The sequence below is a fragment of the Pedobacter sp. TM02 genome, from assembly GCF_059705275.1.
On record NZ_AP046530.1, the window covers coordinates 2546776 to 2571775 of the forward strand.

A 25000-nucleotide genomic window follows, 5' to 3' on the forward strand; every position below is an offset into this window, starting at 1 on the left:
AGTCCACAAGATATAAAATTTAAGCCAATGCCAAAAGCATTGATCTTGGTCTTGAAGCAAAAAAAGCGCTGCCGGATTGGCAACGCTTTCTTATCATCTATCAAAATTCAGGCGTACTAGGCCGTTACTTTGGCCACATCGCCCTTGGCTGCCAAATAGCGTTCGGCATCAAGGGCTGCCATACAGCCAGAACCCGCAGCGGTAACCGCCTGACGGTAATAATGGTCCTGCACATCTCCACAGGCAAACACGCCTTCAATATTGGTTTTAGACGTACCCGGAATGGTTTTCAGGTAACCGGTTTCGTCCATATCTAACCAGCCTTTAAAAATATCGGTATTGGGCTTGTGTCCTATGGCCACAAAAAAACCTTCAATGTCCAAGGTTCTCGATTCCTTGGTTTGGTGGTTAAATACATGTACGCCGGTTACGTTTTTGCCGTTGCCAATAATCTCGGTAGTTTCGGTATTGTATATGACCTCGATGTTTGGGGTATTCAGCACGCGGTGAACCATGGCTTTCGAAGCCCTGAATTCGTCTCTGCGCACCAACATGTACACTTTTTTACAAAGTTTGGCCAAATAGGTAGCTTCTTCGGCAGCTGTATCGCCAGCACCAACAATGGCTACATCCTGACCTTTGAAGAAAAAGCCATCGCATACGGCACAGGCCGAAACGCCAAAGCCGTTGTACTGCTGCTCGCTAGGCAAACCCAGCCATTTGGCCTTGGCACCAGTAGCAATAATCACCGTATCAGCTGTAATGGTTTTAATTTCATCAACCACTACCTTGTGCGGCATGGCCGAAAAATCAACAGAACTTACGTAACCAAAACGGATCTGCGTACCAAAGCGTTCGGCCTGTTTTCTGAAGTCTTCCATCATTTCTGGCCCCATAATTCCGTCGGGATAACCTGGAAAGTTATCTACATCGGTGGTTTGGGTTAGCTGCCCCCCCATTTCCATGCCGGTATACATCACTGGGTTCAGGTCTGCACGGGCAGCATAAATGGCGGCGGTATAGCCCGCAGGACCAGAGCCGATGATCAGACATTTTACGTGTTCTATTTCTTGTTCTTGAGACATTATGATTAAAATTTATACAAAAGTACGGTTTAAGTTTTGATGGGACAACCCTGCGCTAAAATGTGAATTTAAGATGGAAAATCAATAAATTTTAATGATAAAGCTATAGGTATTGGCAATAGGTACATGGACAGGCATTTAACGTTCGTTGGCTTTGAGCAGGCGGATGAAATTACCACCCAATATTTTCTCGATGGCTTCTTTTGAATAGCCTCTTCTGCGCAAAGCAGCCGTCACTTTCGGATAATCGGCTACGCTATCCATGCCCAGCGGAAACGATTCGGCCCCATCAAAGTCGGCACCCAAGCCCACGTGGTCTACCCCAATCAGTTTCACGATGTAGTCGATATGATCAATGAGCAATTCAACGGTAGGCCTTGTGGCATCGGCATCTTGCCGATGTAGGGCAATCAACGTATCAATGGCATTGCTGCGCCCATATTTACTGCTTAGGGTCTTGAGTTCGTCGCCATATTTGGCCAAAAAGCGTTTTTGTTTGGCATCGAAAGCAGAATCGAGAAAGCCACTGTAAAAGTTGAGCGAAATTACGCCACCGTTTTTACCAACGGCCTTGATCTGTTCGTCTTTAAGGTTCCTGGCTACAGGATTTAACGCATACACACAGCTGTGCGACACCAATACAGGTTTGTTGGAGGTTTGAACGGCATCGAAAAAGGTCTTTTCGCCTACATGCGAAAGATCTACCAATACGCCTAATTGGTTAAGGCGATGTACTACTTTTTTGCCCCATTCGTTAAGTCCCGCAACCGAAGGTTTTACCTTTCCACTGGTTTCATCTGCGGCCGAACTGGCCCAGGGCGTGCTGTTGTTCCAGGTAAGGGTCAGGTAAATCATGCCTCGTTTGGCCAAGGCATCCAGTTTGCTTAGGTCATTTTCTATCATGTGGCCGCCTTCTACCCCAATCATGGCCGCCAGTTTTTTGTCTTTAACTGCCTGTAGCAATTCTCTGGCATTTTTAACCAAAGCAATTTGCTGGGGATAGCGTTTAATAAGGCTGTAAAGCGAATCTATTTCGCGGTTGGCTACTGCAAAACCTCCGGTTTCATCGCACCAGATGGAAAACACCTGTACATCCAATCCGCCCTTTTTGGCGCGTACCAGGTCAAAATTACCAGACGCCTGCAATTGGCCGATATCAATGCCCGATTTAATCTGGTTAAACAGAATATCGCCATGGGTATCTACCACAATGGCTTGTTCGTGAATGGTAGAAGCCGTTTGGGCAAAACAAAGCGATACAGGCCATAAAAGCAACCAACAAATAAGCTTTTTCATCGGTTAATTCTTGATTTGTTGCTTCTCTTTTTCAGACTTTACTGCTTTGCTCGATTTGAGTACATCTTCCTCATAGGTTTCTATCTTTGTCCCTTTTTCAGTAATCCATTCGCCTTCCTTTTTGCCGGCTACAAAATGGCCACTAACCACAACCCTGCCATACCTATCCAATGTCTTAAACTCTCCATCCAGCTGGCCATTTTTATAATGCTGAATATTGAGGATATTCCCATCGGGATAGAATAAAGTCCATGTGCCCTGCTCTAAGCCATCCACAAAAGAGCCTTCCTGATATTTAAAACGGGTTTTATTTTTCAACTTGAAGTTTTCTTTGCCCAGCATATTAAAATAGGCCAAGTCCATATAAAAAACAAACTGCCCATGCGGAATGGTCAGGTTTTCGTCTTTGTAAGAGCCTGTTTGCATCAGGTTATCATCAAGGTCGTACCTTTTAAGTATCCAAACGTCTTCGGTGCTCAGCTTGCCATAAATGCCGTAAGACGTAGCTCTTGCGGCATCGCTTGTTACCCCATCACCTACAAAATAAATGGGTTTTTGGGCCACCACCGTAAGCCCAAGCATACATAGAACAGAAAAGATCAGATATTTTTTCATTGAAGATTATTTTTTGGCTCTTGGCCTAGTTTATGGCTTGATGGCTATCAGTTCGCCTGATTTATAGGTTTCTTTTTTTCCTTCCGAGTATTTCCATTCGCCATCCCGTAAATCCAGTACATGCTGACCAGATACCAGCAACTTGCCACGTTCATTAAACAGCTTGTATTCGCCGTGTTTTATTCCAGCCAGGTATACCGTAATGCTCAGGATTTTGCCATCGGGGAAGAATTCGATCCACCTCCCGCTCTTCTTGCCGGCTACATACTGGCCTTGTTCGGCGAGAAAACGATCGGTTTGCTTGAAATAGAAATGGGTATGATGGTCGTAGTTGAAATCATCTACAGAACTATAGTAAGAGAATTTGCCCACGGGCATCATCAGCAACGAATCGGCAAAAGTGCCTACCTGTACCAGGTTATTGCGGAGGTCGTACAACTTAAATGTCCATAAGGTATCGGTGCTGATCTTTCCAAAAACACCGTAATGCGTGGCCTTGCTCTTATCGGTGGTTATCGAATCGGCAATAAAATAGATTGGCCTTACCTGCGCCCTAACACCAAAGCAGGCCAGTAGTAAAAACAAGACTAAAACATTTTTCATTTGCAAAAGCAATATACAAAACGATCGTGATTTTTCAAAAATCGGCGGGGGTACGACCTTAAAACCATGTTTCCTGCCAACCGTTAGCAATGCTTACTCACCTCCGAAAAATCAGGTTTGTATAACCCCTACGTTAAATGGTTTTATAATGGGCGATTGGTTGGCAGCTTCGATACCCATCGAAATGACCTTACGGGTTTCCAAGGGATCGATAACTCCATCAACCCAAAGCCTGGCGGCCGCATAATACGGCGTAGTTTGACTGTTATAGCGATCGGTAATCTGCTTGAGCAGTTCGTTCTCTTTTGCAGGATCGGCCACTTCTTCCTTGGCCTTTGACGAAGCCTGCTGAATCTGCAGCAAGACCTTGGCGGCCTGTGCACCACCCATTACGGCAATTTTGGCACTTGGCCAAGCATAAATAAGCCTCGGATCGTAAGCCTTGCCACACATGGCGTAATTGCCGGCTCCATACGAATTACCCACCACAATGGTAAATTTAGGCACAACCGAATTGGCCACTGCATTTACCATCTTGGCGCCGTCTTTGATAATGCCACCCTGTTCAGACCTGCTACCCACCATAAACCCGGTTACATCCTGCAAAAATACCAGCGGTATTTTCTTTTGGTTGCAGTTCATGATGAAACGGGTAGCCTTATCGGCACTATCGGAATAGATAACACCGCCAAACTGCATTTCGCCCTTTTTAGACTTCACCACGTTGCGCTGGTTGGCTACAATGCCCACAGCCCAGCCATCTATACGGCCCAAGCCACAAACAATGCTCTGGCCATATAATGCCTTGTATTCTTCAAATTCAGAGTTGTCGACCAAACGATGGACAATATCCCTCATTTCGTAAGGTTTTTCCCTGTTATCGGGCAAAATGCCATAAATTTCCTGCTCATTGAGTTTTGGACTGGCTGGTTTTATCCTGTCGAAGCCGGCTTGTTGCGGTGCCCCCAGCATGCTCATGATGTTGCAGATGCTGTCTAAACAAGCCTGATCATTCGGATGCTTATAATCGGTAACCCCCGAAATTTCGCAATGGGTAGTAGCGCCACCCAGTGTTTCGTTGTCAACGCTTTCGCCAATGGCCGATTTAACCAGGTAAGAGCCTGCCAAGAAAACAGAGCCCGTGCCGTCTACAATCATGGCTTCATCGCTCATGATGGGCAGATAGGCTCCTCCTGCTACGCAAGACCCCATAATAGCCGCGATCTGCACGATACCCTCCGACGACATGATAGCATTATTTCTGAAAATACGTCCAAAATGTTCCTTGTCTGGAAAAATTTCGTCCTGCATAGGTAGGTAAACACCTGCGCTGTCAACCAAATAGATAATCGGCAAACGGTTTTCCATGGCAACTTCCTGCGCCCTCAGGTTCTTTTTAGCCGTCATCGGGAACCAGGCACCGGCTTTTACGGTGGCATCGTTGGCCACAATCATGCATTGCCTGCCCGACACATAGCCAATTCCGGCTACTACGCCGGCACTCGGGCAACCGCCTTCTGCGGCATACATGCCATCGGCAGCAAAGGCAGCCAGTTCCAAGAACTCGCGATCGTCGTCTATCAGGTATTTGATGCGCTCTCGAGCCAGCATTTTGCCCTTTTCTTTTTGCTTTTGGGCATTTTTCTCTCCACCGCCGCTATATATTGTTTTAAGCCTGGTCTTTAATTCGTACACCAGCTGCTTATTTGCATCTTCGTTTTTGTTGAATTCTATGTTCATCTATATTGTTTATTGATTTGGTTAGATGAGGCCTTCGCCGATCAAACTTTAATCGAGCAAGGTTCAGGCGAGCAAGTTAGCGGCTATATTCTTAAAACTAAAACCCTGTTTGGTATTTAGTTTAGGAACGCTTACATGCTAATTTGAATTTTTGAACGTTTTACTAAAGATGCGCTACCTGATTTTAATTTTTTGTATCTGCTGCTTTCAATGGGCCACGGCACAAAACTTCAGCTATCCCAAACTGGCTGCGAAGGGCAAAACCATTGGCACCTTTGTTCCAAATAACTGGAAAGCCATTGATACGGCCTACGGCGACCTGAATAATGATGGCCTTGAGGATATGGCATTGGTGCTGGAATACAATTTTCCAGTTACCGAAAGAAGAGCCTATGGCGATAGCGAAACCGAATTGATCAAGGAGTTTCAAAAACCGCGCATCCTGGCCATCTTTTTTAGGCAGCAGCCATCCAGTGGCTATCAGTTGGTTTTGCAAAACAACAACTTCATCCTCCGATCTGAAGAAGGCGGTGCCTTGGGCGAACCCTTTAAGGAATTGCGCATTAAAAACAACACCTTGAACCTGCTGTTTGAAGGAGGCAACGACTGGCGCTGGAAATTGGCTTATGAATTTAAATACCAGCATAAACAATGGGTGCTGATTAAGGCCAACAACACCTATTACAACATTACTTCTGGCGAAATGAGCGATAAGACCTACGATTTTATAGACCGCAGGCTTAAACAGGTAAACGGCAATTTGTTTTCGCGGAACGCCGCCAACATCACCAGCGAAGATGTTCTGTATTTTACCGACCTACGTACCCTTAACGATTTTAAAAAACCCTGGACCTGGGAAATTACCAAGGATAACTTTCTGTAGGCTTTAGGCCAGATTTCTATCCCTGAACCAAACATCGTCGGGTTTGGCGGTAAAATTTTTCATTTTCTCGACCAATACAGGGGCTTCTGTTTCATTAAAAACCAAGTCTCTGTTAACCTGCTTCAAGAAACGGTGCTGCACCATAACGTCCATCTGCAAAAAGAGCGGATCATAAAAGCCATTTACGTTCAATACACCTATCGGTTTGGCATGCAAGCCGAGCTGCAACCAGGTTAAGACTTCAAAAAACTCTTCTAAAGTGCCAAAACCACCAGGCAGAATGATAAACCCATCGCACAGATCGGCCATTTTTTGCTTGCGTTGATGCATATTTTCGGTAACAATCAATTGCGTCAATCCTTTATGGCCAACTTCCTTATCCATCAAAAACTGCGGGATAACGCCAATCACTTGGCCTTGCTGCTCGAGCACCTGATTGGCCAGCACGCCCATTACCCCTACGCTTCCGCCACCATAAACCAAGGTAATCTGCTGGTTGGCTAAGGTAAGAGCCAAATCTTCTATCGCTTTTTGAAGGATAGGGTCGCCATTAAAGTTTGAGCCGCAATACACGCAGATGGATTTCATATTTTCAATTTTGATACAAAAGTATGAAAATAGTAGATAGTCCATAGCAAGTGACAATAGTCTGTGGTTTATCAACAATTGACCAGACCATCTGCTATGGACCATCACTCCCTACCTACTTCACCAACAAACCATCGAAAGTTACGGCTACATAATAAAGTCCGCCCAAAGTTGGTCCGCCTGCATATTGCACGTAGTTTTTGTTGAAGATATTGGTACCACCCAATTTAATGGTGGCTTTGTTTTGCGGGATGCGATAAGTAACCTGCGCATCGAAAGTATGGAATGCCGGCACTTGGCCATTAACCAAGGGACTTTCCCACAAAAAGGACTGTTGCCATTTCCACAATACGTTAAAGCCCAAATTCTTTACGATTTCCCGATTGCCAAAAGAAATATTGGTCGCCCAATTGGGCGTATTAAACCCAGTTACAAATACATCTTTGCTCTTGTTTTCCGAAATATCGTTATAGTTTACATTTCCGGCTATGGTAAATTGCCTATAGAAATTGTAGGTCAGCCCCAGCGACGAGCCATAGTTGTTGTACTGGTTTTTGGCATTGGTATACACCCTATAGCGTGTTTGCTGGGTGTTTCTGTTCGATTGCACCATGGCGACCACCGCTTCGTCAGAACCCACCTTTACCTGCGAACTTAAGCCTGTAGCATAAGGCACGGCCACTTCTACCTGTCCCAGAAATCCGTTGTACTGGTTTACGTAAGCATCAATATCCAACACCAACTTATTGTCGAGCAATACGCTTTTATAGCCAAACTCGAACGAATTGATACGTTCTGGCCTTGTTGGCGAAAGATTGGTAACCTCGAGCAGGCTCCTGTTTTTTAGCGCGGCGGCATTGGTCGTTAATCCGCCCGCCACATCTTTGTTTACCGCCGCATTAAAGCTGTTGATCGAATTTAAGGTGTAGGAATTATCAAGGTAATTCAATCCTTCATTAATATACGACAAACCTCCTACACGCCTGATGTTACCATTATTGACAAAAGAAATAGCCTCGAACAGTGCCGGAAAACGGTAGCCGTTCTGGAAAGATACCCTGAAGTTATGCTTTTGGGCCAGCGTATAAACCGCTGCCACCCTCGGGTTGAGCTTGGCGGTAAACTCTGGATTGTAATCGAGGCGCAACGAGCCAAACAGCTTCAGCTTTTCTTCGAAAAAGGTTTTGGTTACTTGCGCAAAGGCACCGAATTTTTTATAGTAAACATTGTCGCCAAAACTGCCATCGGGCAAAGGCTTGTTTCTATCGGCAACAGGTCTTTTAAAATCGACAAAGTTGTTGCCATCGGGCACTACTTCGTAAATACGGGCATCGGCACCGACCAAAAGGTTAAACACCTTGGTTTTGTGCGACAGGTCTAATTGGCCGTCGGCATGGTAAGTATGGCTTTTTTGGCTCAACCAAGCGCCGCCTGTTGCGGGTGCATCGCCACCAACTACGGCCTTATGGTCCCAGTTATTGATGGCGATAATGGTATTTTTCAACTCTTCGAAAGCCGGTGTACCCGGCACTACCCTGCTGGCATCGGCAGCCGTACGCCCAATGCGCAAGGCATCGGCCAACGAAGCACCATTGTTCAGTGCATTTTGCAGCGCCGTTTTGTATTTGGCACCCCAAACGCTGTTGGTACCTCCGCTGGTGATGTCTAAATTATCAACCAAGGGTTTGATGTTGTAAGAATCGCCGGTATTTTCTAAAGAAACATAGGTTCTCACAAAATAATTGGATCCTTTGAGCTCCAATTTATGGTTCTGCACAACAACATTGTCTAGCTGGATTTTGTTGCCACGCTGAAAGACCCCATCCATTTTGCCAATGCGGTAGCCGTAAGAAAGTTCTGCATTGTCGCCCAAACGGTAGTGCAGGGAGGCATCGAATTTAAGGTTATCGACAGTGGGTTTTACCACATCTTTTTCCCAATAGCCGGTACGCCTTACAATAATGCTCTGGCTTCCGCTATGGCCCGGAATGGTGAGGCCCGTTAAGGTTACGGCATTGCTCCCGCTATCGTCGCCATACTTGTTCCAGGCGTCGTAGGCCGGATTGTCTACGTCGGCATTGAGCTCTGGGAACGATGGATTGGCGGTATTCAGGTTGTTCGGATTTTGGTTGGTCTTGGTATCGGCCAACCAATCGGTGCCCCTCAGGTAGCTAAAATTGACTTTAAAGGCAAACTTATTGTTGAAGGCCTTGGCATAGCGAAAGGCTGTTTCGGTGAGGTTGCTCAACTCTCTGCCTGTGCCGCCTACATGGTTGATCCCTGTTTTTTGGTAAAAACTTAGCCCTTGGTACAAAAACGGACTCTTTGTGAGCAAATTAGCCATACCATTAATGGCATTCATGCCATATAATGCAGAAGCTGCCCCTGGCGTAATTTCTACGCTGGCAATATCCAATTCTGTTGGTCCAATGGCATTGCCCAACGGTACGCCCAAGGTAGCGGCCTGCATATCGATGCCATCAACCAGCTGCACAAAACGAAAATTGTTAGGAATATTGAAACCACGGGTATTGGGTATTTTAAAGGTAATGCTCGAGGTAGTCATCTGTACGCCTTTTACATTTTCCAAAGCATCGTAGAAGCTGGGAGCAGGCGATTCGCGGATGGCCCTGATGTCGAGCTTTTCTATGGCAACCGGCGATTTAAGGATATTCTCTTCTACCCTTGATGCGGTAACGACGACTTCTTTGCCCAAGAGCGTTTGGGTAACCAACTCAATGTTGAGTACCGAATTGGGACTTGAAACCTCAAATTCCTGGGTTTCGAAGCCGACAGCCGAAAAAATCAGGGTGAAGGGATATTTGGCTTTGGTTTTTAAGGTAAACTTTCCCTGCGAATCGGTGGCTACCCCGTTCACTGTGCCTTTGATCAATACGTTGATGCCTGTCAAAGATTGTTTGTTTTCCTTATCGATGATATGGCCGCTCACTTCGATAAAATTATTGCCTTGTGCCCAGGCCAGCACCGGCGCGACGAAGAGGAACAGCAAAAACGTAAGTTTAAAAAGGGAGTAATGATGTTTCATAAAGCATGATGATGTTAAAATTGATTTCAATAATATATAATATCTATAGATTAAGTAGACAAATATATTTTAAAAAAGCCAACAACAAAATTTTATACTGAATTTTATTAAAAAAATCGTTTCAACAGAACAAAATTCCACAGCAACCACCTTATTGTTTAGCATTATTTCAAAAAAAAGAGCATCGATATGCGATGCTCCTTTCAATATAATGTAATGCCTACTATCTGCTGTAGTTTGGTGCTTCTTTAGTAATGGTAATATCGTGCGGGTGACTTTCCCTCATGCCGGCAGCCGTAATCTGTACAAACTGCGCTTCCTGCAAAGCTTCGATGGTTGCAGCCCCACAGTAACCCATACTGGCACGCAAGCCACCAACATATTGATACATCACTTCGGCCAAAGTGCCTTTAAAAGGAACGCGGCCAACAATGCCTTCTGGTACCAGTTTTTTGATATCGTCTTCTACATCTTGAAAATAACGGTCTTTAGAGCCTTGTTCCATGGCTTCGATAGAGCCCATGCCACGATAAGACTTGAACTTACGGCCTTCGTAAATAATGGTTTCACCTGGCGATTCTTCCACTCCTGCAAACAGCGAGCCTGCCATTACAGTACTTGCACCAGCTGCTATGGCTTTAGAAATATCGCCGGTATGTTTAATTCCACCGTCGGCAATAACCGGAACGCCAGTCCCTTTGAGCGCTTTGGCGCACTCGAAAACCGCATATAGCTGTGGTACGCCTACACCGGCGATAATACGGGTAGTACAGATAGAACCTGGTCCAATTCCTACTTTTACGGCATCGGCACCTGCTTCGGCCAAGGCCTTGGCGGCTGCACCGGTGGCAATGTTACCGGCAATTACCTGCAGGTCTGGATATTTGGCTTTTACTTCCTTCAATTTATCGATTACGCCTTTTGAATGGCCGTGTGCCGTATCAATGGCAATAACATCAACCCCGGCTTTTACCAAAGCATCTACACGAAGCAAGGTATCAGCAGTAACGCCTACGGCTGCGCCTACTCTTAGCCGGCCTTTTTCGTCTTTACAGGCAGCCGGGTAATTTTTTACTTTTTGGATATCTTTAAAAGTGATCAATCCGCTTAGGTAGCCCTCGTTATTGACCACAGGCAACTTCTCGATTTTGTGGTTTTGCAGGATTTCTTCGGCTTGTAGCAAAGTTGTTCCCTCTGGCGCCACAATGAGGTTATGCTTGGTCATCACCTCGGCAATTGGCTTGTTCATGTCCTTTTGGAAACGGAGATCGCGATTGGTAATGATCCCTACCAATTTATTATCGCTGCTTACCACCGGAATGCCACCAATTTTATGCTCTTTCATGATCTTAAAGGCATCGGCTACAATCGAGTGCTCCAACAAGGTAACCGGATCTTGGATCATGCCGCTTTCCGAGCGCTTTACTTTGCGCACTTCTTCGGCTTGTCTTTCAATCGTCATATTTTTGTGCAACATGCCAAGTCCGCCATTTTGCGCAATGGCAATGGCCAATGCCGCCTCTGTAACGGTATCCATGGCGGCCGAAACCAAGGGAACGTTCAGCTTGATTTTCTTGGTCAAGAAAGTGGATGTATTCACTTCACGGGGCAAAATCTCCGAATAAGACGGCACCAAAAGCACGTCATCGTAGGTTAAACCAGTTGCAATAAATTTTTGGGGATCGAGTTGCATAGCAAATAAATTAAGAATTATTATTTGCCGGGCAAAGATACAATATAATCTGTCAATATAAAAATATCATTATGTTTTATGCCGACAAAAAAAGCGAGGGCCCATATCCTGCTTGAGCATTTTTTTTCCCGATCGTCTTTTCCTTGTTGCGCATGGCATCTGTCAATTGCTTTGCCGTCTTTTTGCAAAAGTTATAGAATTGAGTTAAATTCAATTGTTGCAAACACCTTTACTTATGGAAAACTTTTTTATAGGCGTCAAAGAATGGCTCATCGACTTCTTTGGGCTTGGCGATTTCTTAAAGCTAATAACTACCCACGATTATGGCCAGTTTCTGACCTGGAAAGGCATAACCGCACTTATTGGGCCTATTATCCCCTTTTTGTTGCTCTTCGAAATTATAAGGATGCTACTTTATCGCCGGTTCAAATTGGTTGATTACCGGATTTCCTTCTTTTCCTTGGTAATCAATTCGCTGGTAGGCCGTGTTATTTCCATCGGCATGGTTTCCATCTGTATCGGCCTCTTTGCCAAATTTGCGCCGTTCAGTCTCGAAATTACCTGGTACGGACTTGTTTACGGCTATGTTGTTTGGGAATTTGGGCACTTTATCTATCATTATCTAGGCCACAAAGTCCGTTTGTTTTGGTGCCTGCATTCTACCCACCATGCGCCCGAAACCATGAATCTGTCGGTTAACTTTGCCCATTTCTTTCTCGAAGCGCCCTATGCCGACCTGATCAGGACGAGTGTTTGCATTCTTTTAGGTGTTAGTCCGGCCTTGTTGTTTCTCATGATGTTTATTGATGGTATTTGGGGTTCTTTCATCCACATCGGCGAAAACATTTCGAAAGATGGGCGTTTTGGCTTCCTGAACAAAATTATCCTTACTCCTTCGCACCATCGGGTACACCATGCCAAAAACCCTTTGTACATGGATACCAATTTCTGTAACCTGCTGCCTATATGGGATCATGTCTTTAAAACCTACCAAGCAGAAGACAAAAACATCAAAATTGAGTATGGCATAACGAGGCCTATGAAAAAGAACAGCTTTTTAGATGCCTATTTTGGCGAATTTGTAGTGCTGGCCCAAGACGTTTGGAATGCACCCGGACTGAAAAACAAGTTTTTATACATCATAATGCCACCCGGCTGGAGCCATACCAAAGCGCACAAAACGGCCAAGGCAGTACGAAACGAGTATTTACAGACGCAACAAAGCGCTTAAATGCCATGCTGGCAATGCACCGACAGGCAAAAGGCTATTTTAGCCAAAGCACCATAAAAAAATCCCGCATCTCCTAACGATGCGGGATTTTTTATTGTCGAATATTATCTCGAAACTATTCGGCCTCGCAATGTTGCCTCAATTGCTTGGGACCCTGTGGCCAAATAAAGGCCGTTGTTTGTTTTTTCCAGCCCATGCTTTTATAAAAATGGTCGGCACCAGGGGCGGCGCTCAAATTGACGAAGTGATAGTTTTCTAACTGGTTATTGAGTGTGGTAACCAAATATTTGCCCAAACCTTGTTTCTGGTAATCGGGGTCTACCACAATATCGGCCAGCATGGCATAATACCTGCCGTCGCCCACTACCCTGCCAAAAGCAATAATCCGATCGTTATCGAATATAAAAAGCGTAGTGGTGCTGTTTTTAAAGGCAGCCGCTATTTCTTCTGCCTTGCGGTGCTTCCATTCTATTTTATAAAAAAGCGAAATTACATAGTCCCAATCTATTTTAGACAGATCTGGGTTGATGATATACGTATATTGTGGGTTTTCTTGAGGGATGTTCATAAAAATTGTATGCTAACAAAAGGATTATTTTCGACCTACCACTACCCGGGTCATTGCATCCCAGTTCAGGTAGGTATTGGCCAGTTGCCTCAGTTCTTCGGCCCCCATGGTTTTAACGGTTTGGATATACCTGTCGTAATAATCGTAGTCTAGACCAGAGAAGTAGATGTTTTTGAACTTATCTGCATGCGAAAAAGCATTTTCCAAACTACCCAGCATCGAACCCAACATGTAATTGCGGACCAAATCTAGTTCTTCGCTGCTGATCAGCTCCGTTTTGAGCAGGTCTATTTCCTTTGCTATCTCCTCCAGGGCACTGGCACAAACTGCTGTTCCAACCTCGGTGGCAATAAAGAAATAACCCGCATGTCTTAAGGAGGCAATGCTCGACCCGATTCCATAGGTGTAGCCTTTGTCTTCGCGGATGTTAGCCATTAAACGCGACCCGAAATACCCGCCAAGTACACAATTGAGCAATTGTAAGCCCGGAAAATCTGCATGCTTACGGTTAATGCTCAAATTACCCATTCGGATAGCCGATTGCAAGGCATCTGCCCGCTCTACGTAGATTTCTTGGCCAGTTGTGGCCTCAAAACCAAAGCTGTTGACTGCCGAATCTTCATGATTCTCCCATTCGCCTCCAAAAACCTTGTTTAAAACAACAAACTCGTTCTCCTCAAACTTGCCTGCTGCCACAATAGTGCAATTTGATGGTTTATAAGCCGCCTTGAAATAAGCCAGCAGTTCGGCCTGGGTCAAGGCATCATAGTCAGTTAGCTGCACGTCTACGCCATACGGTGTCTGACCAAAAACGGCATTGGCAAATGTTTTGCGTGCCATGAAGTCGTTTTTCTGCAAACTTACCTGTAACCTTTGCTTCTGATTTTGGATATAAATATCCAATTCGTGCTGCGGAAAAACACTTTCGTTGAGGATAGACCAAACAATAGGCAAAACAGCTTCTAAGTGTTTGTTTAAGGTATAGAGCGTAACATTGGTTTGATCGGCAGTATAGTCTGTTTGCAGGAAAGCACCATAATAATCTACCCTCTCGGCAATTTCTCTGGCCGAAAGCTGTTTGGTACCACTATTGATCAGGCCGTTTACTGCCATGGTCTGCAAAGGCTTGTTAGCCTGCCAGTTTACGTTTTCAAATATGAATTCGATCCTCACCAGTTCCTGTTTGCCTGCATTGATGGTAAAAACCTTAATGCCATTGTCGAGTTGCTGCGCTTGGGGATGAATAAAATGGATATCATTTACCTGTTTAAAATCAGGTGCAATTGTACGGTTAAGCATTGGCCAAATAATATAAGGTAGACGATTTTTCTTTTACAAAGGTTTTTGCAGCTACGCTTTGAAGCTGGGCCGCCGTAATGGCCAGGTATTTATCTATTTCGGTATTCAGCTGGGCTGCATCGTCCAAAAGCTCGTAATAAGCCAAGTTCATGGCCTTGTCTAACAAACTCATTTCAGCAAATACCATAATCGATTCGGATTTGTTCTTTACCTTGGTCAGCTCTTCTTCGCTAACCAGCTCGGCGCTTATTTTCTCCAGTTCTTTCCAAATAGCCTTTTCTGCATCAGCCATGGTCACACCGGCAACCAATTTCCCTTCCACCACCAGCAGGCCTTCGTCGAGGCTGCTTGTAATATAGGCATTGATTTCGCTGAACAGCTTTTGCGATTTGAGCAGGCTGTTGTACAGGCGAGAGGATTGTCCCTGCGAAAGAATGTCAGACAAAAGATCGTACACCTGATAATCTGCGTCTAGCCTGGAGGCCATCTTAAAAGCAATATAAATGCCATTTAAAGGCACGTTTGCACTAACCGTTAAGCTTCTTGCCTCTTGTTGCTCGGGTTCTTTAGGCAGGTTTCGCACGTATTTCTCGCCTGCCGGAATAGGTTCGAACCATTTCTCGGCCAGTTTTTTCACCTCTTCGGTCTTTACATTGCCGCCTACTACCAAAATGGCATTTTTCGGATTGTAATGTTTTTGAAAAAATGCTTTCACATCCTCCATCTTTGCATTTTCTATCTGCGCCAAATCCTGGCCAATAGTTGCCCATTGATAAGGATGCTTTTGATAGGCTAGCGGCCTTAATTTAAGCCAAACATCGCCATAAGGCTGATTAAGGTAACGTTGTTTAAATTCCTCCATCACCACGTTACGCTGCGTATCGAGGCTTTTTTCGGAAAAGGCAAGGCTCAGCATCCTATCGCTTTCGAGCCAGAAAGCCGTTTCTATATTGGCGGCCGGCAAGGTAATGTAATAGTTGGTAATGTCGTTGCTGGTAAAGGCATTGTTTTCGCCACCAACCCGTTGCAGGGGCTCGTCGTAACTCGGGATATTGATCGAACCGCCAAACATGAGGTGCTCAAAAAGATGGGCAAAACCCGTCCGTCCGGCTTCTTCGTCTCTGGCGCCAACATCATACAAAATATTCAATACCGCCATTGGCGTGGTGTTGTCTTCATGTACCAGTACTTTTAGTCCATTAGACAGCGTAAAACGATTAAAGTCTACCATAATATTTTTTAAGGAGCGTAAATATAGAGAAAAAGCCAAAACCGCTTAGGCAAAATAGCAGATGTGTCTATTTTATGATAAATTAGTTCGTTGGTATCATTGGTTGATTAGTCATTTGTTGATTGTTACATTGCGAACTGACAACTAAAAACCTGTTCATTAAGCGATTAGAAAATTGGCTGACTGTTGTCTTGCTAACCGAAAACTGACAACTGGCAATTGGCAACCAACAACAGTTCCCGCTAGAGACTAATTTTACACCCGCCTTACGTCCCTTTTAGTTATCTTTGTGATATGAATACTGCCGATCTATTACAGCGGGCGCTTAAATTCGACTTCCTTACCCAAGAAGAAGGCGTTTTTTTATACCACCATGCCACCACAGCAGAGCTGGCCTATGTAGCCAACGAATTGAGGAAAATACAGGTTCCGAGCGGAAAAGTAACTTGGCAAATTGACCGTAACGTAAACACCACGAACGTATGTATTGCCAACTGTAAGTTCTGTAATTTTTTTCGCAGGCCTGGCCACGACGAAAGCTACATTACCGATATTGAAACCTACAAGGTGAAGATAGAAGAAACTTTTCGCCTGGGTGGCGACCAGTTGTTGCTGCAAGGCGGACACCATCCCGATTTAGGCCTGAGCTTTTATGCCAACCTGTTCAAGCAGCTCAAAGAACTTTATCCAGACTTGAAGCTGCATGCCTTAGGTCCGCCAGAAATTGCCCATATTGCCAAATTAGAAGGCATTTCACATACCGAAGTCTTAAAAGAGCTCAAAGCCAGCGGCATGGATTCGCTGCCCGGTGCAGGCGCCGAAATCCTGAACGATCGGGTACGCCGATTGATTTCTAAAGGCAAGTGCGGGGGTCAGGAATGGCTCGACGTGATGCGCGCCGCCCATCAATTAGACATCACCACCTCTGCTACGATGATGTTTGGCCATGTAGAAACCATCGAAGAACGTTTTGAGCACTTGGTGTGGATTAGAACGGTACAAAGCGAAAAACCGGCCGATGCCAATGGCTTTTTAGCGTTTATTCCTTGGCCTTTCCAAGACGACGGCACCTTGTTGAAACGTTTAAGGGGCATTAGCAACAACGTAACCGGCGACGAATATGTAAGGATGATTGCGCTGAGCAGAATCATGTTGCCCAATGTCAAAAACATCCAGGCCAGTTGGCTAACCGTTGGCAAAACCGTAGCCCAACTCTGCCTACATGCAGGCGCCAACGATTTTGGTTCAATTATGATCGAAGAAAACGTGGTTTCGGCGGCTGGTGCACCACACCGTTTCACTGCAAACGGTATCCAAACCGCCATCAGGGAAGCCGGCTTCGAGCCTCAGTTGCGAGGCCAAAAATACAATTACCGCGAACTGCCCGCACATCTGGAAGAGCAGGTCATTACCTACTAAATAAAAAAAGGGGAAAGGCTTTGAGCCTCTCCCCTTCAACTCAAACCTATAAACAAAACTATGTCAGTCTCTTACCTGGTACGATAAACAGGTTGGCAATGGTTTTAACCGCAGCACCTGTTAAAAACTCGTCAAAAGATTCGGCCGCGGCCGCTTTGGTTACACCGCTAACTCCGCCAATACCTGTAATTTCTACGCCAGCTTGCAATGTATTGTTTTCGCCGGCATAAACAGCATCAGCAGCCGCTACGCCGGTATCGTTCGAAATGCCGTTTGGCCCCAAACTGATCCAAGGTTTTAACCCGACACCCAAATTAGCAGCTGTCATTTGGCGCAAATGCGAGGCATGACGGGCTTCTACCGAGTGGATCTGCAAAGCTGTGGTTAAAACCGGCATGCCTTTTAAAATAGGCGCCTGCCCCTTGTAGGCACGTACACCTGTATCTTCAAAAGCTGTAGCTACTTTCAAGAAAGTTGAGTAATTGGTGTAAACGTCGCCAAAAGTGCCTCCAGCCGTAAAATCAAAGTCGGTATAGGCCAACGGTGTTCTGGCATTGGCTCCTAAAGCACCAACCAACAAATCAACGTGTGCCTTTTCATGGTCGCGAATGGTGGTAATAGCCGTTAATGGCGCACCTGTTGGAATGAGCCCGGGCGCGGCCACTACTGCATGGTTATAAAAATGATACTCCAAATACTCGAGCGAAAGCGCAAAATTTAAAACTTCATTTACGCTAGTGGGATTGGTTTGTCCATATGCTTTTTGAAACATCGAACCTAAAGCTAACGGAAGCGCTGCCAAAGAGATTTTCTTGCCCATGTTGAAAAAATCTTTCATGGCTGCTCTTCTTGGGCTTAATCTTTCATAGATTTCGCCGTCAACTTTTTCAATTTCTTCTAATATGTTTACAATATTCATGATTACTGGTTTTAAAGGTTGATGACGTTGATTTTTGTTTTGATATATGGAGCGGCCAAACCCAAAACCTTATCTGGGGTTAAGGCACCATCCAAGCCATTGGCATTAACTGAACCAAAAGCGCTAAGGCTAGCCAAGTCGGCAAAGCTTCCAGGCGAAATCTGGTCTCTTACCCAAGCCGCATGGCGGGCTTCTACAGAAACAATCTGCCCTGCGATAACCAAATTGGCGGCATTATTTAAACGCACACCAGCTCCGTTATAGGCGGCAACTCCCAAATCTTCGAATGTTTTGGCGGCACCCAATACGCTGGTAGCACTTGTAAAATCAATAGCGGAAAAATTAACCTCTAAGCTGGCAATTGCCGAAGCACCCAGTGCTTTTTTGAAAAACTCGCGGTGGGCAATCTCATGGAACTGCACATCTTGGAAATATGCTTTTTGCGTTGCCGTAAAGCCGGCAGGAGGGTTCGAAGCCACCTGAATATAAAATGCGGCTTCCAGCTGCTCTAAGGCATAGGCATAATTAAGTACGCCGGTATCGTCTTTAAAATCGAGCGTTACGCCACTGGCCATTGGCGAAGGTGTTCTGTCTTTTCTACAGCCAGCTGCCACTAGCGCCAAAGCCGCTGCGCTTGCTCCCGCAAACTGCAAAAAAGAACGTCGCTCAAGTTTGGCATCAAAAATGCCTTTTTCTTCCTCGAGCACGTTTTGTTCGTTCAAATTTTCCATACGAATGAAATTTAGGTTAAGGTTCAATTAATTAGGTTTTGAAATAACATACGGAAGAATGGTGCCTTTGGATTTAATCGCACCGAATATTTCCTATTTCCTGCTTTTTTTGATAAATTAAGCCCTATTAAAACTAACCTATGCTAAATGCGATCATAGTTGATGATGAAGAGTTTGCGCGTTCCTCGCTTTATTTCCTCCTGCAGGAAAATTGCGAAAACGTCAATATTATGGGCATTGCCAAGTCGGTAAACGATGCAAGGGCCTTGCTGAGCCAATACAATGTCGACCTGATTTTCTTAGATATTGCCATGCCCGGCGAGAATGGCTTCGAGCTTATTCCGCAAGCCCAAAATGCCAATGCCACGGTTATTTTTACCACAGCTTATGATCAGTATGCCTTAAAAGCCATCAAGGCCAATGCGCTCGACTACCTGCTTAAACCCATCGATATAGATGAATTGAAAGAGGCCGTAGCCAAGGCTACCAAATACATCAAACTGAACAAGGCCGAGAACAACCGCAACGAAAGCCTGAAAAACCTGGCCAACGACCTGAGCGAGCGGAGCAACATCAAAAAAATAACCTTGCCTAGCGGCCAAGGCTACAGACTAGTGGATATAGACGAAATTATACGCATTGAAGCCGACAGCAATTACTCGGTATTCCATCTGGCCAACCTCGAAAAAATTGCGGTTTCCAAAATCCTGAAGGACTACGAAGAGATATTGCCCGAAGAACGCTTTGTGCGCATCCATAAGTCGAGCATCGTTAACCTCAAATACGTAAAAGAATACAACTCTAAAAATGGCCTACAGGTCGTATTAACCAACGGCGAGGCCATCAACGTATCGCGCAGAAGAGCGAGCGATTTTTTCGATGCCATTAAAGCCTATACCAATATCCAAAGTGAGAGCTAGAGCTTGTTTGCGTTTATTTTTTGCTGTTTTGGCCTTATTGCTATTCGCCAACGCAAGAGCTGTTGCCCAAACGGCCTACCTGCCGCACTATACCACCAAAAACGGCTTGCCCAGCAACAACTGCTACTATACCTTGCAAGACCGCAAAGGTTATATTTGGATAGCCACCGATGCCGGCGTAAGCCGCTTTGACGGCTCCATGTTCGAAAACTTTTCTGTTGATGATGGGCTACCCGACAACCAGGTGCTGCAATTGAGGGAAGACAAAAAGGGCAGGATCTGGTTTTTGTCGCTCAATGGGCAATTGAGCTATTTCTACAATGGCAAAATCTATAATCCCGACAACGACAAAGAGCTCAAAAAACTCAATTTCAACGCGGTAGTTGTTTCTTTTTTCGAAGACAGCAAAGGCCGCATCTGGTTTGGCACCAATAAGAACATCATTGGCGTATGGGATGGCGAATCGCTACTCAAATACAGCTCTCCTACCATGGAAAAGCAATTTGCCAATGCCTTTATTTATGAAGACCTGCATGGCAATATCTGGGCCTATAGCACCACGGCTAGTTTTTTGTACATCAGAAACAATTTCGTGCTCATCGAAGACGATTTCTTGCCACTCTCTTATAAAACGCTCGCACTAACCAAAGACAAACTGGTTTACTTCTTAAATAAGGATGGTTTAAACATCAAATCGGGTGCGATGAGCAGACCGGTTTTACGCGTAGCCCCAGAACTGCTCGGCAATAGTCCGGGTTATATTTATGCCAACGACGACGAACTTTGGCTAAGCAACAATAGCGGCGTTTATGTAATCGATTACGACGGCAATACCAAGCAGCTGCTCAAAAACGTGGATGTGAACCAGGTAATCAGAGACAACAGCCAGAACATGTGGTTCACCACCAAAAACGGGATTTACCGCTTGCCTGCTGCTAAAGAGAGGCTTTACATTATCAATAAAGACCAGGGCTTGAGCACCGAAGTAGTGAAAAGCGTAACCAAAGACGAAAAGGGCAAACTATGGCTCGGCATGGGCAGCGGCGACCTCAATATCCTGAACCTCAAATCGAAAAGTGTACAGCAAATCAACATCGCCGATAAACGGAAATACAATACCATTAAGCAACTGCTGATCGACAAAAAGAACCATACTCTTTATTTCGCTTCCGATTATGGCCTCGGTTCGATTTCGGCTGCCAATCCGCAACAAAAATCGCTTCGCTTTTTAAAGGAGACCAACAATTCGGTGTTTGTAGTCAAGAATTTCAGCATCGATACCAGCGCCAAACTGGCCTTGGCCCTTTCTTCGGGCGTGGTAATCATCAACGACCGCACAAACAAGTTCGAATTCTCTTCCCTCAACTACAAAGAACAGCAAGATTATTTCAAGGACCGTTCTTATCGCGTTTTTTACGACAGCAGGCAGAATTTATGGTTTTCTAACATCAGCGGGCTTTCGGAGTTTAACCATGGCGTGCTCAACAAATATTACGAGCATGCGCCTTTGCTCACCAAACGCATCAACGATATCAAGGAGCTGGCCAACGGCACATTGGCCATGGCCACCGATGGCTACGGCATCGTTATTTTTCAGAACGGCAAGGTAATTAGGCACATTACCCAGAAAGATGGGCTCAACAACAACATCATCAACAGGCTTTTTGTTAAAGACAATTACCTTTGGGCCATCAGCAATACCGGTATCACCCGCATTTCGACAGCCCAGAACAGCTTTAGCATCAATTCGTTCGATTATGCCAACGACCTGCTATCAGACGACCTGAACGACCTGTACATCGATACCGACACGGCCTACTTTGCCACCAACAACGGCTTGGTTTATTTTGCACACGGCCAAAGAGCAGCGCAAACCAAAGCGCCAAAAATCTATATTTCTTCGGTTCTTAACAACAGGGAGGTGCTCGATTTAAGTTCGGCCAGTTTTGTGCTCAAGCCAGACGAACGCAACATTACCTTCAACTATAGCGCTATCGACTTTAAAAACCGTAAAATATTGTACAGATATCGCCTAAAGCCCGATGCCAATTGGTCTGAAACCAAAAACAGGCGACTGGAGCTTTCTTCGCTGGAACCAGGCACCTATTGTTTTGAAGTAAGCGCAAAAAGCCAGGACAGCCCTTGGAGCGAGCCCGCCAAATTCAACTTTGTGCTCGAAAAGCATTTTTGGCAAACCTGGTGGTTTTTCGCCCTGCTACTGGTCATTGGTGGCTATATTTTATATGCCATAACCGTTAGCATTACCAAAAGGCAGAAGAACAAGGAACAGGAACAATTGCTGTTGAAAAACAAAATCCTGATGTTGGAGCAACAGGCGCTGCAGGCCATGATGAACCCCCATTTCGTGTTCAACGTGATGAACTCCATCCAGCACTACATCAACACCAAAAACACTTCTTCGGCCAACAAGGTGCTCACGGGCTTTGCGAGGCTCATCAGAAAGAACCTCGAGATCTGTACCAAGAGCTATATCAATCTGGAAGAAGAAACCGAATACCTTAATCTATACCTCAGCTTAGAGAAAAACCGCTTTGGCGACAAGCTCATTTACAGCATCCAGGTAGATCAGCAGCTCGACAAGGAAGAAACCCTTATTCCTTCTATGCTTTTGCAGCCTTACATCGAAAACGCAATATGGCACGGCATTATGCCAAAAGAAGAAGGTGGCGAGGTCAATATCCAAATCAACCAGCAGGACGATGATTACCTGCGCATCCAGATTATCGACAATGGCGTAGGAATCAACAATTCGCTGGGCCAAAAGAAAGGCAACCATCAAAGCAAAGGCATGAGCCTAACCAAAGAAAGGATCAATTTATTGAACAGGATTGAAGCAAAACCTATACAATTGTACATCGAACAGCTGGGAAAAAGTGGCACTTCCATTACAATTTTGGTCCCATTGCAGTAATTTTTACCGTTTACTCAATTATTCATACCACTCACTAAATATTCTCCAATCATTGTTCAAATAGCATTAAACTTGTTATAAGATATTCAACAACCCAGATGGGTTTGTTTTAAAAACGTTCTTATAGGATTGACAAAGATATTTTTTAACCTAACCTAAAACTATATCTCAATTCAGGTTTCATTTGTGTGTTAAAAGCGTCCCGAAAAACTCGAGACGCTTTTTTGTTTTAATGCCTGTTTTCTCTTCTCCGAAAGTTGTCCGGCTGCGCCTTAATCCCTTGCGTTTCGAGCCCCGAAAAAAAACAAAAAAACTTTCAGAAAGAATGATTTTATATTAATTTTGGCTCAAATAAAATTCTAAAAAAACAGGTTTCTTTCTATTTAAAAAGATTTTTTGTAATTTAGAGTAATCGTTAAAACTTTCCGACAATTAATATTTTTTGTGTTATGAAAACGCCAAAAAAACCTATTCAGAAAAACCCATTGAACAAGCCGATGTCTAGCAAAAAGGAATCAGATGAAGAAGAAGATGATGATATCCAAGATCGTGATATCAGGGACGAAGACGATGACGACGACTTCGATATGCCGTTAGACGATTTAGATACCTTCGAAAGTTTTGACGATGACGACGATGACGACGACAGATACTAACCAAGTTTAAAAACCTTATATTTAAAAGCATCCTTTTAGGGTGCTTTTTATTTTAAATCCATGCCGCAAATGAAGATCGTACCCGTTAAAGACAAAGGAACGAAAAGAGAATTTTTAAATGTTGTAGAGACCATCTATCAAAACGATCCGAGCTGGATCCGTCCGCTAGACCAGGACATCGAGAAAATATTCGACGAAGAAAAAAACCCTTTCTTTAAGCATGGCCAATGCATACGCTGGATTTTAGTTGACAACAAAGGTCAAACCATTGGCCGCGTAGCCGCTTTCATTAACGAGAAAAAAGCACACCATTATGAGTTGCCTACCGGTGGCATGGGCTTTTTCGAATGTATCGATCAAAAAGAAGCCGCTTTTTTACTGTTCGATACGGCTAAAAACTGGCTCCTGGCTAAAGGCATGAAAGTGATGGAAGGCCCAATCAATTTTGGCGAGAACGACCAATTTTGGGGGCTATTGGTGGAAGGCTTTACGCCGCCTTCATACGGCATGAACTACCATTTGCCCTATTACCAGAAATTCTTTACCGAATATGGTTTTGAAACCGCTTACGAGCAGCTTACCAACCATATCAACCTGAGCATTCCGTTTCCAGAGAGGTTCACCAAAATTGCCAATTGGGTGGCCAATAAACCGGGCTACACTTTTGAGCATTTCAAAAAAAGCGATTCCCAAAAATACATCAAAGACCTGATGGAAATTTACAACGATGGCTGGAAGGATTTTGAAAATTTTGTCCCTATCAAGCAAGAAGTACTGGAGGAAAGCTTTAAGCAAATGGAAGTGATCATGGACGAAAAGCTCATCTGGTTCGCCTATGCCAATGGCGAACCAGCCTCTTTTGTGGTGATTATTCCGGATGCCAACCAAATGATCAAAGGATTGAATGGCAAATTGGGTCTATTGGAAAAGCTAAAATTTGCCTACAAACGATGGGTAGGCGTTACACGTATGCGCGCCATTGTGATGGGTACCAAATCAGCCTATCAAAAACACGGACTGGAGTCCGTGCTTTTTATTAAGCTCAAAGAATATGTGATACCCAAAAATCAATACAAGGAACTGGAACTTTCGTGGGTAGGCGATTTCAATGAAAAAATGATCGCCATACATCAGGCTACAGGCGCAACTTTTGGCAAGCGCCACTTAACGTTGCGAAAAGTTTTTTGATTCCGATAAATTTCTAAGCTCCTCATAAAGATCGATGATCTTTTTTTGGAGCTTGGTGATTTCTTCTTCCTTGATGGCAAGCTTATCCTTGAGGATGCTGATTTCTATCGACGAGCTCCCGCCCAGAATACCTTTGTCATCGTTAGAAATAATTTCCAGCGTAGAAACCTCGAATAGCTTGGCTATCTGGTCCAACCTTGAAATATTGATGTCTGTTATGCCTGTCTCGATTTTTGAAAATGCGGGAATAGAAATCTTAAGTCTTTTGGCTACCTCCCCCTGGCTCCAGCCATTTTTTTGACGCAATTGTCTGATGTTTTTTCCAATGTTGTTCATTTGATTTTTTAGGTAAATAGA

Annotated in this window: 21 protein-coding genes; 7 read left to right on the top strand and 14 right to left on the bottom strand. The window is 44.6% G+C overall.

Features of this window, described 5'->3' with window-relative positions; translation table 11 throughout:
* Positions 1 to 116 precede the first annotated feature (116 nt).
* From trxB to AC6H1S_RS10805, 5 genes are all read right to left on the bottom strand, one after another.
* A complete protein-coding gene (gene trxB, locus AC6H1S_RS10785; RefSeq protein ID WP_199138652.1) occupies positions 117 to 1085 on the bottom strand; it encodes a thioredoxin-disulfide reductase in 969 nt (322 codons plus the stop codon).
* A 138-nt stretch (positions 1086 to 1223) separates the two neighbouring features.
* Entirely contained in the window at positions 1224 to 2381 is a 1158-nt protein-coding gene (locus tag AC6H1S_RS10790) for a dipeptidase (RefSeq protein WP_497563604.1), read from the bottom strand.
* Positions 2382 to 2384: 3 nt separating this feature from the next.
* Positions 2385 to 2996 carry a toxin-antitoxin system YwqK family antitoxin gene (locus AC6H1S_RS10795; RefSeq protein WP_497563605.1) on the bottom strand — a complete coding sequence of 204 codons (612 nt, stop codon included), beginning with the start codon at positions 2994 to 2996 and terminating at the stop codon, positions 2385 to 2387.
* 30 nt (positions 2997 to 3026) lie between these two features.
* Positions 3027 to 3599, bottom strand: coding sequence for a toxin-antitoxin system YwqK family antitoxin (locus tag AC6H1S_RS10800; protein ID WP_497563606.1), 573 nt, complete (start codon positions 3597 to 3599; stop codon positions 3027 to 3029).
* A 111-nt stretch (positions 3600 to 3710) separates the two neighbouring features.
* Positions 3711 to 5339 carry an acyl-CoA carboxylase subunit beta gene (locus AC6H1S_RS10805; protein ID WP_497563607.1) on the bottom strand — a complete coding sequence of 543 codons (1629 nt, stop codon included), beginning with the start codon at positions 5337 to 5339 and terminating at the stop codon, positions 3711 to 3713.
* 151 nt (positions 5340 to 5490) lie between these two features.
* Between AC6H1S_RS10805 and AC6H1S_RS10810 the strand changes: the two genes are divergently transcribed.
* Positions 5491 to 6222 (top strand): hypothetical protein, encoded by a 732-nt coding sequence (locus AC6H1S_RS10810; protein WP_497563608.1) that lies wholly within the window; start codon positions 5491 to 5493, stop codon positions 6220 to 6222.
* Positions 6223 to 6225: 3 nt separating this feature from the next.
* Here the strand turns inward: AC6H1S_RS10810 and AC6H1S_RS10815 are convergent, their stop codons facing one another.
* From AC6H1S_RS10815 to guaB, 3 genes are all read right to left on the bottom strand, one after another.
* The gene (locus AC6H1S_RS10815; RefSeq protein WP_497563609.1) at positions 6226 to 6810 is read right to left on the bottom strand and encodes an LOG family protein; all 585 of its coding nucleotides are present in this window, start codon (positions 6808 to 6810) and stop codon (positions 6226 to 6228) included.
* A 115-nt stretch (positions 6811 to 6925) separates the two neighbouring features.
* Positions 6926 to 9856: a TonB-dependent receptor gene (locus AC6H1S_RS10820; protein WP_497563610.1), complete on the bottom strand. Its 2931-nt coding sequence runs from the start codon at positions 9854 to 9856 to the stop codon at positions 6926 to 6928.
* A gap of 223 nt (positions 9857 to 10079) precedes the next feature.
* On the bottom strand, positions 10080 to 11549 hold the full coding sequence (gene guaB, locus AC6H1S_RS10825; protein ID WP_199138639.1) for an IMP dehydrogenase: 1470 nt from the start codon (positions 11547 to 11549) through the stop codon (positions 10080 to 10082).
* A gap of 235 nt (positions 11550 to 11784) precedes the next feature.
* Here guaB and AC6H1S_RS10830 point away from each other — a divergent pair, with 235 nt between their 5' ends.
* The gene (locus tag AC6H1S_RS10830; RefSeq protein WP_497563611.1) at positions 11785 to 12780 is read left to right on the top strand and encodes a sterol desaturase family protein; all 996 of its coding nucleotides are present in this window, start codon (positions 11785 to 11787) and stop codon (positions 12778 to 12780) included.
* A 115-nt stretch (positions 12781 to 12895) separates the two neighbouring features.
* Here the strand turns inward: AC6H1S_RS10830 and AC6H1S_RS10835 are convergent, their stop codons facing one another.
* Genes AC6H1S_RS10835 through AC6H1S_RS10845 form a run of 3 tightly spaced genes read right to left on the bottom strand, consistent with a single transcriptional unit; the run spans position 12896 to position 15878 of the window.
* Entirely contained in the window at positions 12896 to 13348 is a 453-nt protein-coding gene (locus AC6H1S_RS10835) for a GNAT family N-acetyltransferase (RefSeq protein WP_199141597.1), read from the bottom strand.
* Positions 13349 to 13372: 24 nt separating this feature from the next.
* Positions 13373 to 14647 carry a M16 family metallopeptidase gene (locus AC6H1S_RS10840; protein WP_497563612.1) on the bottom strand — a complete coding sequence of 425 codons (1275 nt, stop codon included), beginning with the start codon at positions 14645 to 14647 and terminating at the stop codon, positions 13373 to 13375.
* Positions 14640 to 15878, bottom strand: a complete 1239-nt coding sequence (locus AC6H1S_RS10845) for a M16 family metallopeptidase (protein WP_497563613.1) — start codon at positions 15876 to 15878, stop codon at positions 14640 to 14642. The genes AC6H1S_RS10840 and AC6H1S_RS10845 overlap by 8 nt, the downstream gene beginning before the upstream one ends.
* A 294-nt stretch (positions 15879 to 16172) precedes the next feature.
* On the opposite strand from AC6H1S_RS10845, the gene AC6H1S_RS10850 reads away from it, so the two are divergent.
* Complete coding sequence (locus AC6H1S_RS10850; protein WP_199141600.1) at positions 16173 to 17297, top strand: CofH family radical SAM protein; 1125 nt, start codon at positions 16173 to 16175, stop codon at positions 17295 to 17297.
* A 58-nt stretch (positions 17298 to 17355) separates the two neighbouring features.
* Here AC6H1S_RS10850 and AC6H1S_RS10855 read toward each other — a convergent pair whose 3' ends face one another.
* Positions 17356 to 18216 (bottom strand): ferritin-like domain-containing protein, encoded by an 861-nt coding sequence (locus AC6H1S_RS10855; protein WP_199141601.1) that lies wholly within the window; start codon positions 18214 to 18216, stop codon positions 17356 to 17358.
* 11 nt (positions 18217 to 18227) lie between these two features.
* The gene (locus AC6H1S_RS10860) at positions 18228 to 18947 is read right to left on the bottom strand and encodes a ferritin-like domain-containing protein (RefSeq protein WP_199141602.1); all 720 of its coding nucleotides are present in this window, start codon (positions 18945 to 18947) and stop codon (positions 18228 to 18230) included.
* A gap of 140 nt (positions 18948 to 19087) precedes the next feature.
* Here AC6H1S_RS10860 and AC6H1S_RS10865 point away from each other — a divergent pair, with 140 nt between their 5' ends.
* The 4 genes from AC6H1S_RS10865 to AC6H1S_RS10880 all read left to right on the top strand — a co-directional run bounded on the left by AC6H1S_RS10865 (position 19088) and on the right by AC6H1S_RS10880 (position 24643).
* On the top strand, positions 19088 to 19867 hold the full coding sequence (locus AC6H1S_RS10865) for a LytR/AlgR family response regulator transcription factor (RefSeq protein ID WP_199141603.1): 780 nt from the start codon (positions 19088 to 19090) through the stop codon (positions 19865 to 19867).
* Positions 19857 to 22799, top strand: coding sequence for a sensor histidine kinase (locus tag AC6H1S_RS10870; protein ID WP_497563614.1), 2943 nt, complete (start codon positions 19857 to 19859; stop codon positions 22797 to 22799). Before AC6H1S_RS10865 ends, AC6H1S_RS10870 begins: the two co-directional genes overlap by 11 nt.
* Before the next feature lie 449 nt (positions 22800 to 23248).
* Entirely contained in the window at positions 23249 to 23455 is a 207-nt protein-coding gene (locus tag AC6H1S_RS10875; protein WP_199141605.1) for a hypothetical protein, read from the top strand.
* 69 nt (positions 23456 to 23524) lie between these two features.
* Complete coding sequence (locus AC6H1S_RS10880) at positions 23525 to 24643, top strand: GNAT family N-acetyltransferase (protein ID WP_497563615.1); 1119 nt, start codon at positions 23525 to 23527, stop codon at positions 24641 to 24643.
* On the opposite strand, the gene AC6H1S_RS10885 is transcribed toward AC6H1S_RS10880, so the two are convergent.
* Positions 24620 to 24979 carry a helix-turn-helix domain-containing protein gene (locus tag AC6H1S_RS10885; RefSeq protein WP_497563616.1) on the bottom strand — a complete coding sequence of 120 codons (360 nt, stop codon included), beginning with the start codon at positions 24977 to 24979 and terminating at the stop codon, positions 24620 to 24622. The two genes, AC6H1S_RS10880 and AC6H1S_RS10885, sit on opposite strands and share 24 nt — an antisense overlap.
* Positions 24980 to 25000 lie beyond the last annotated feature (21 nt).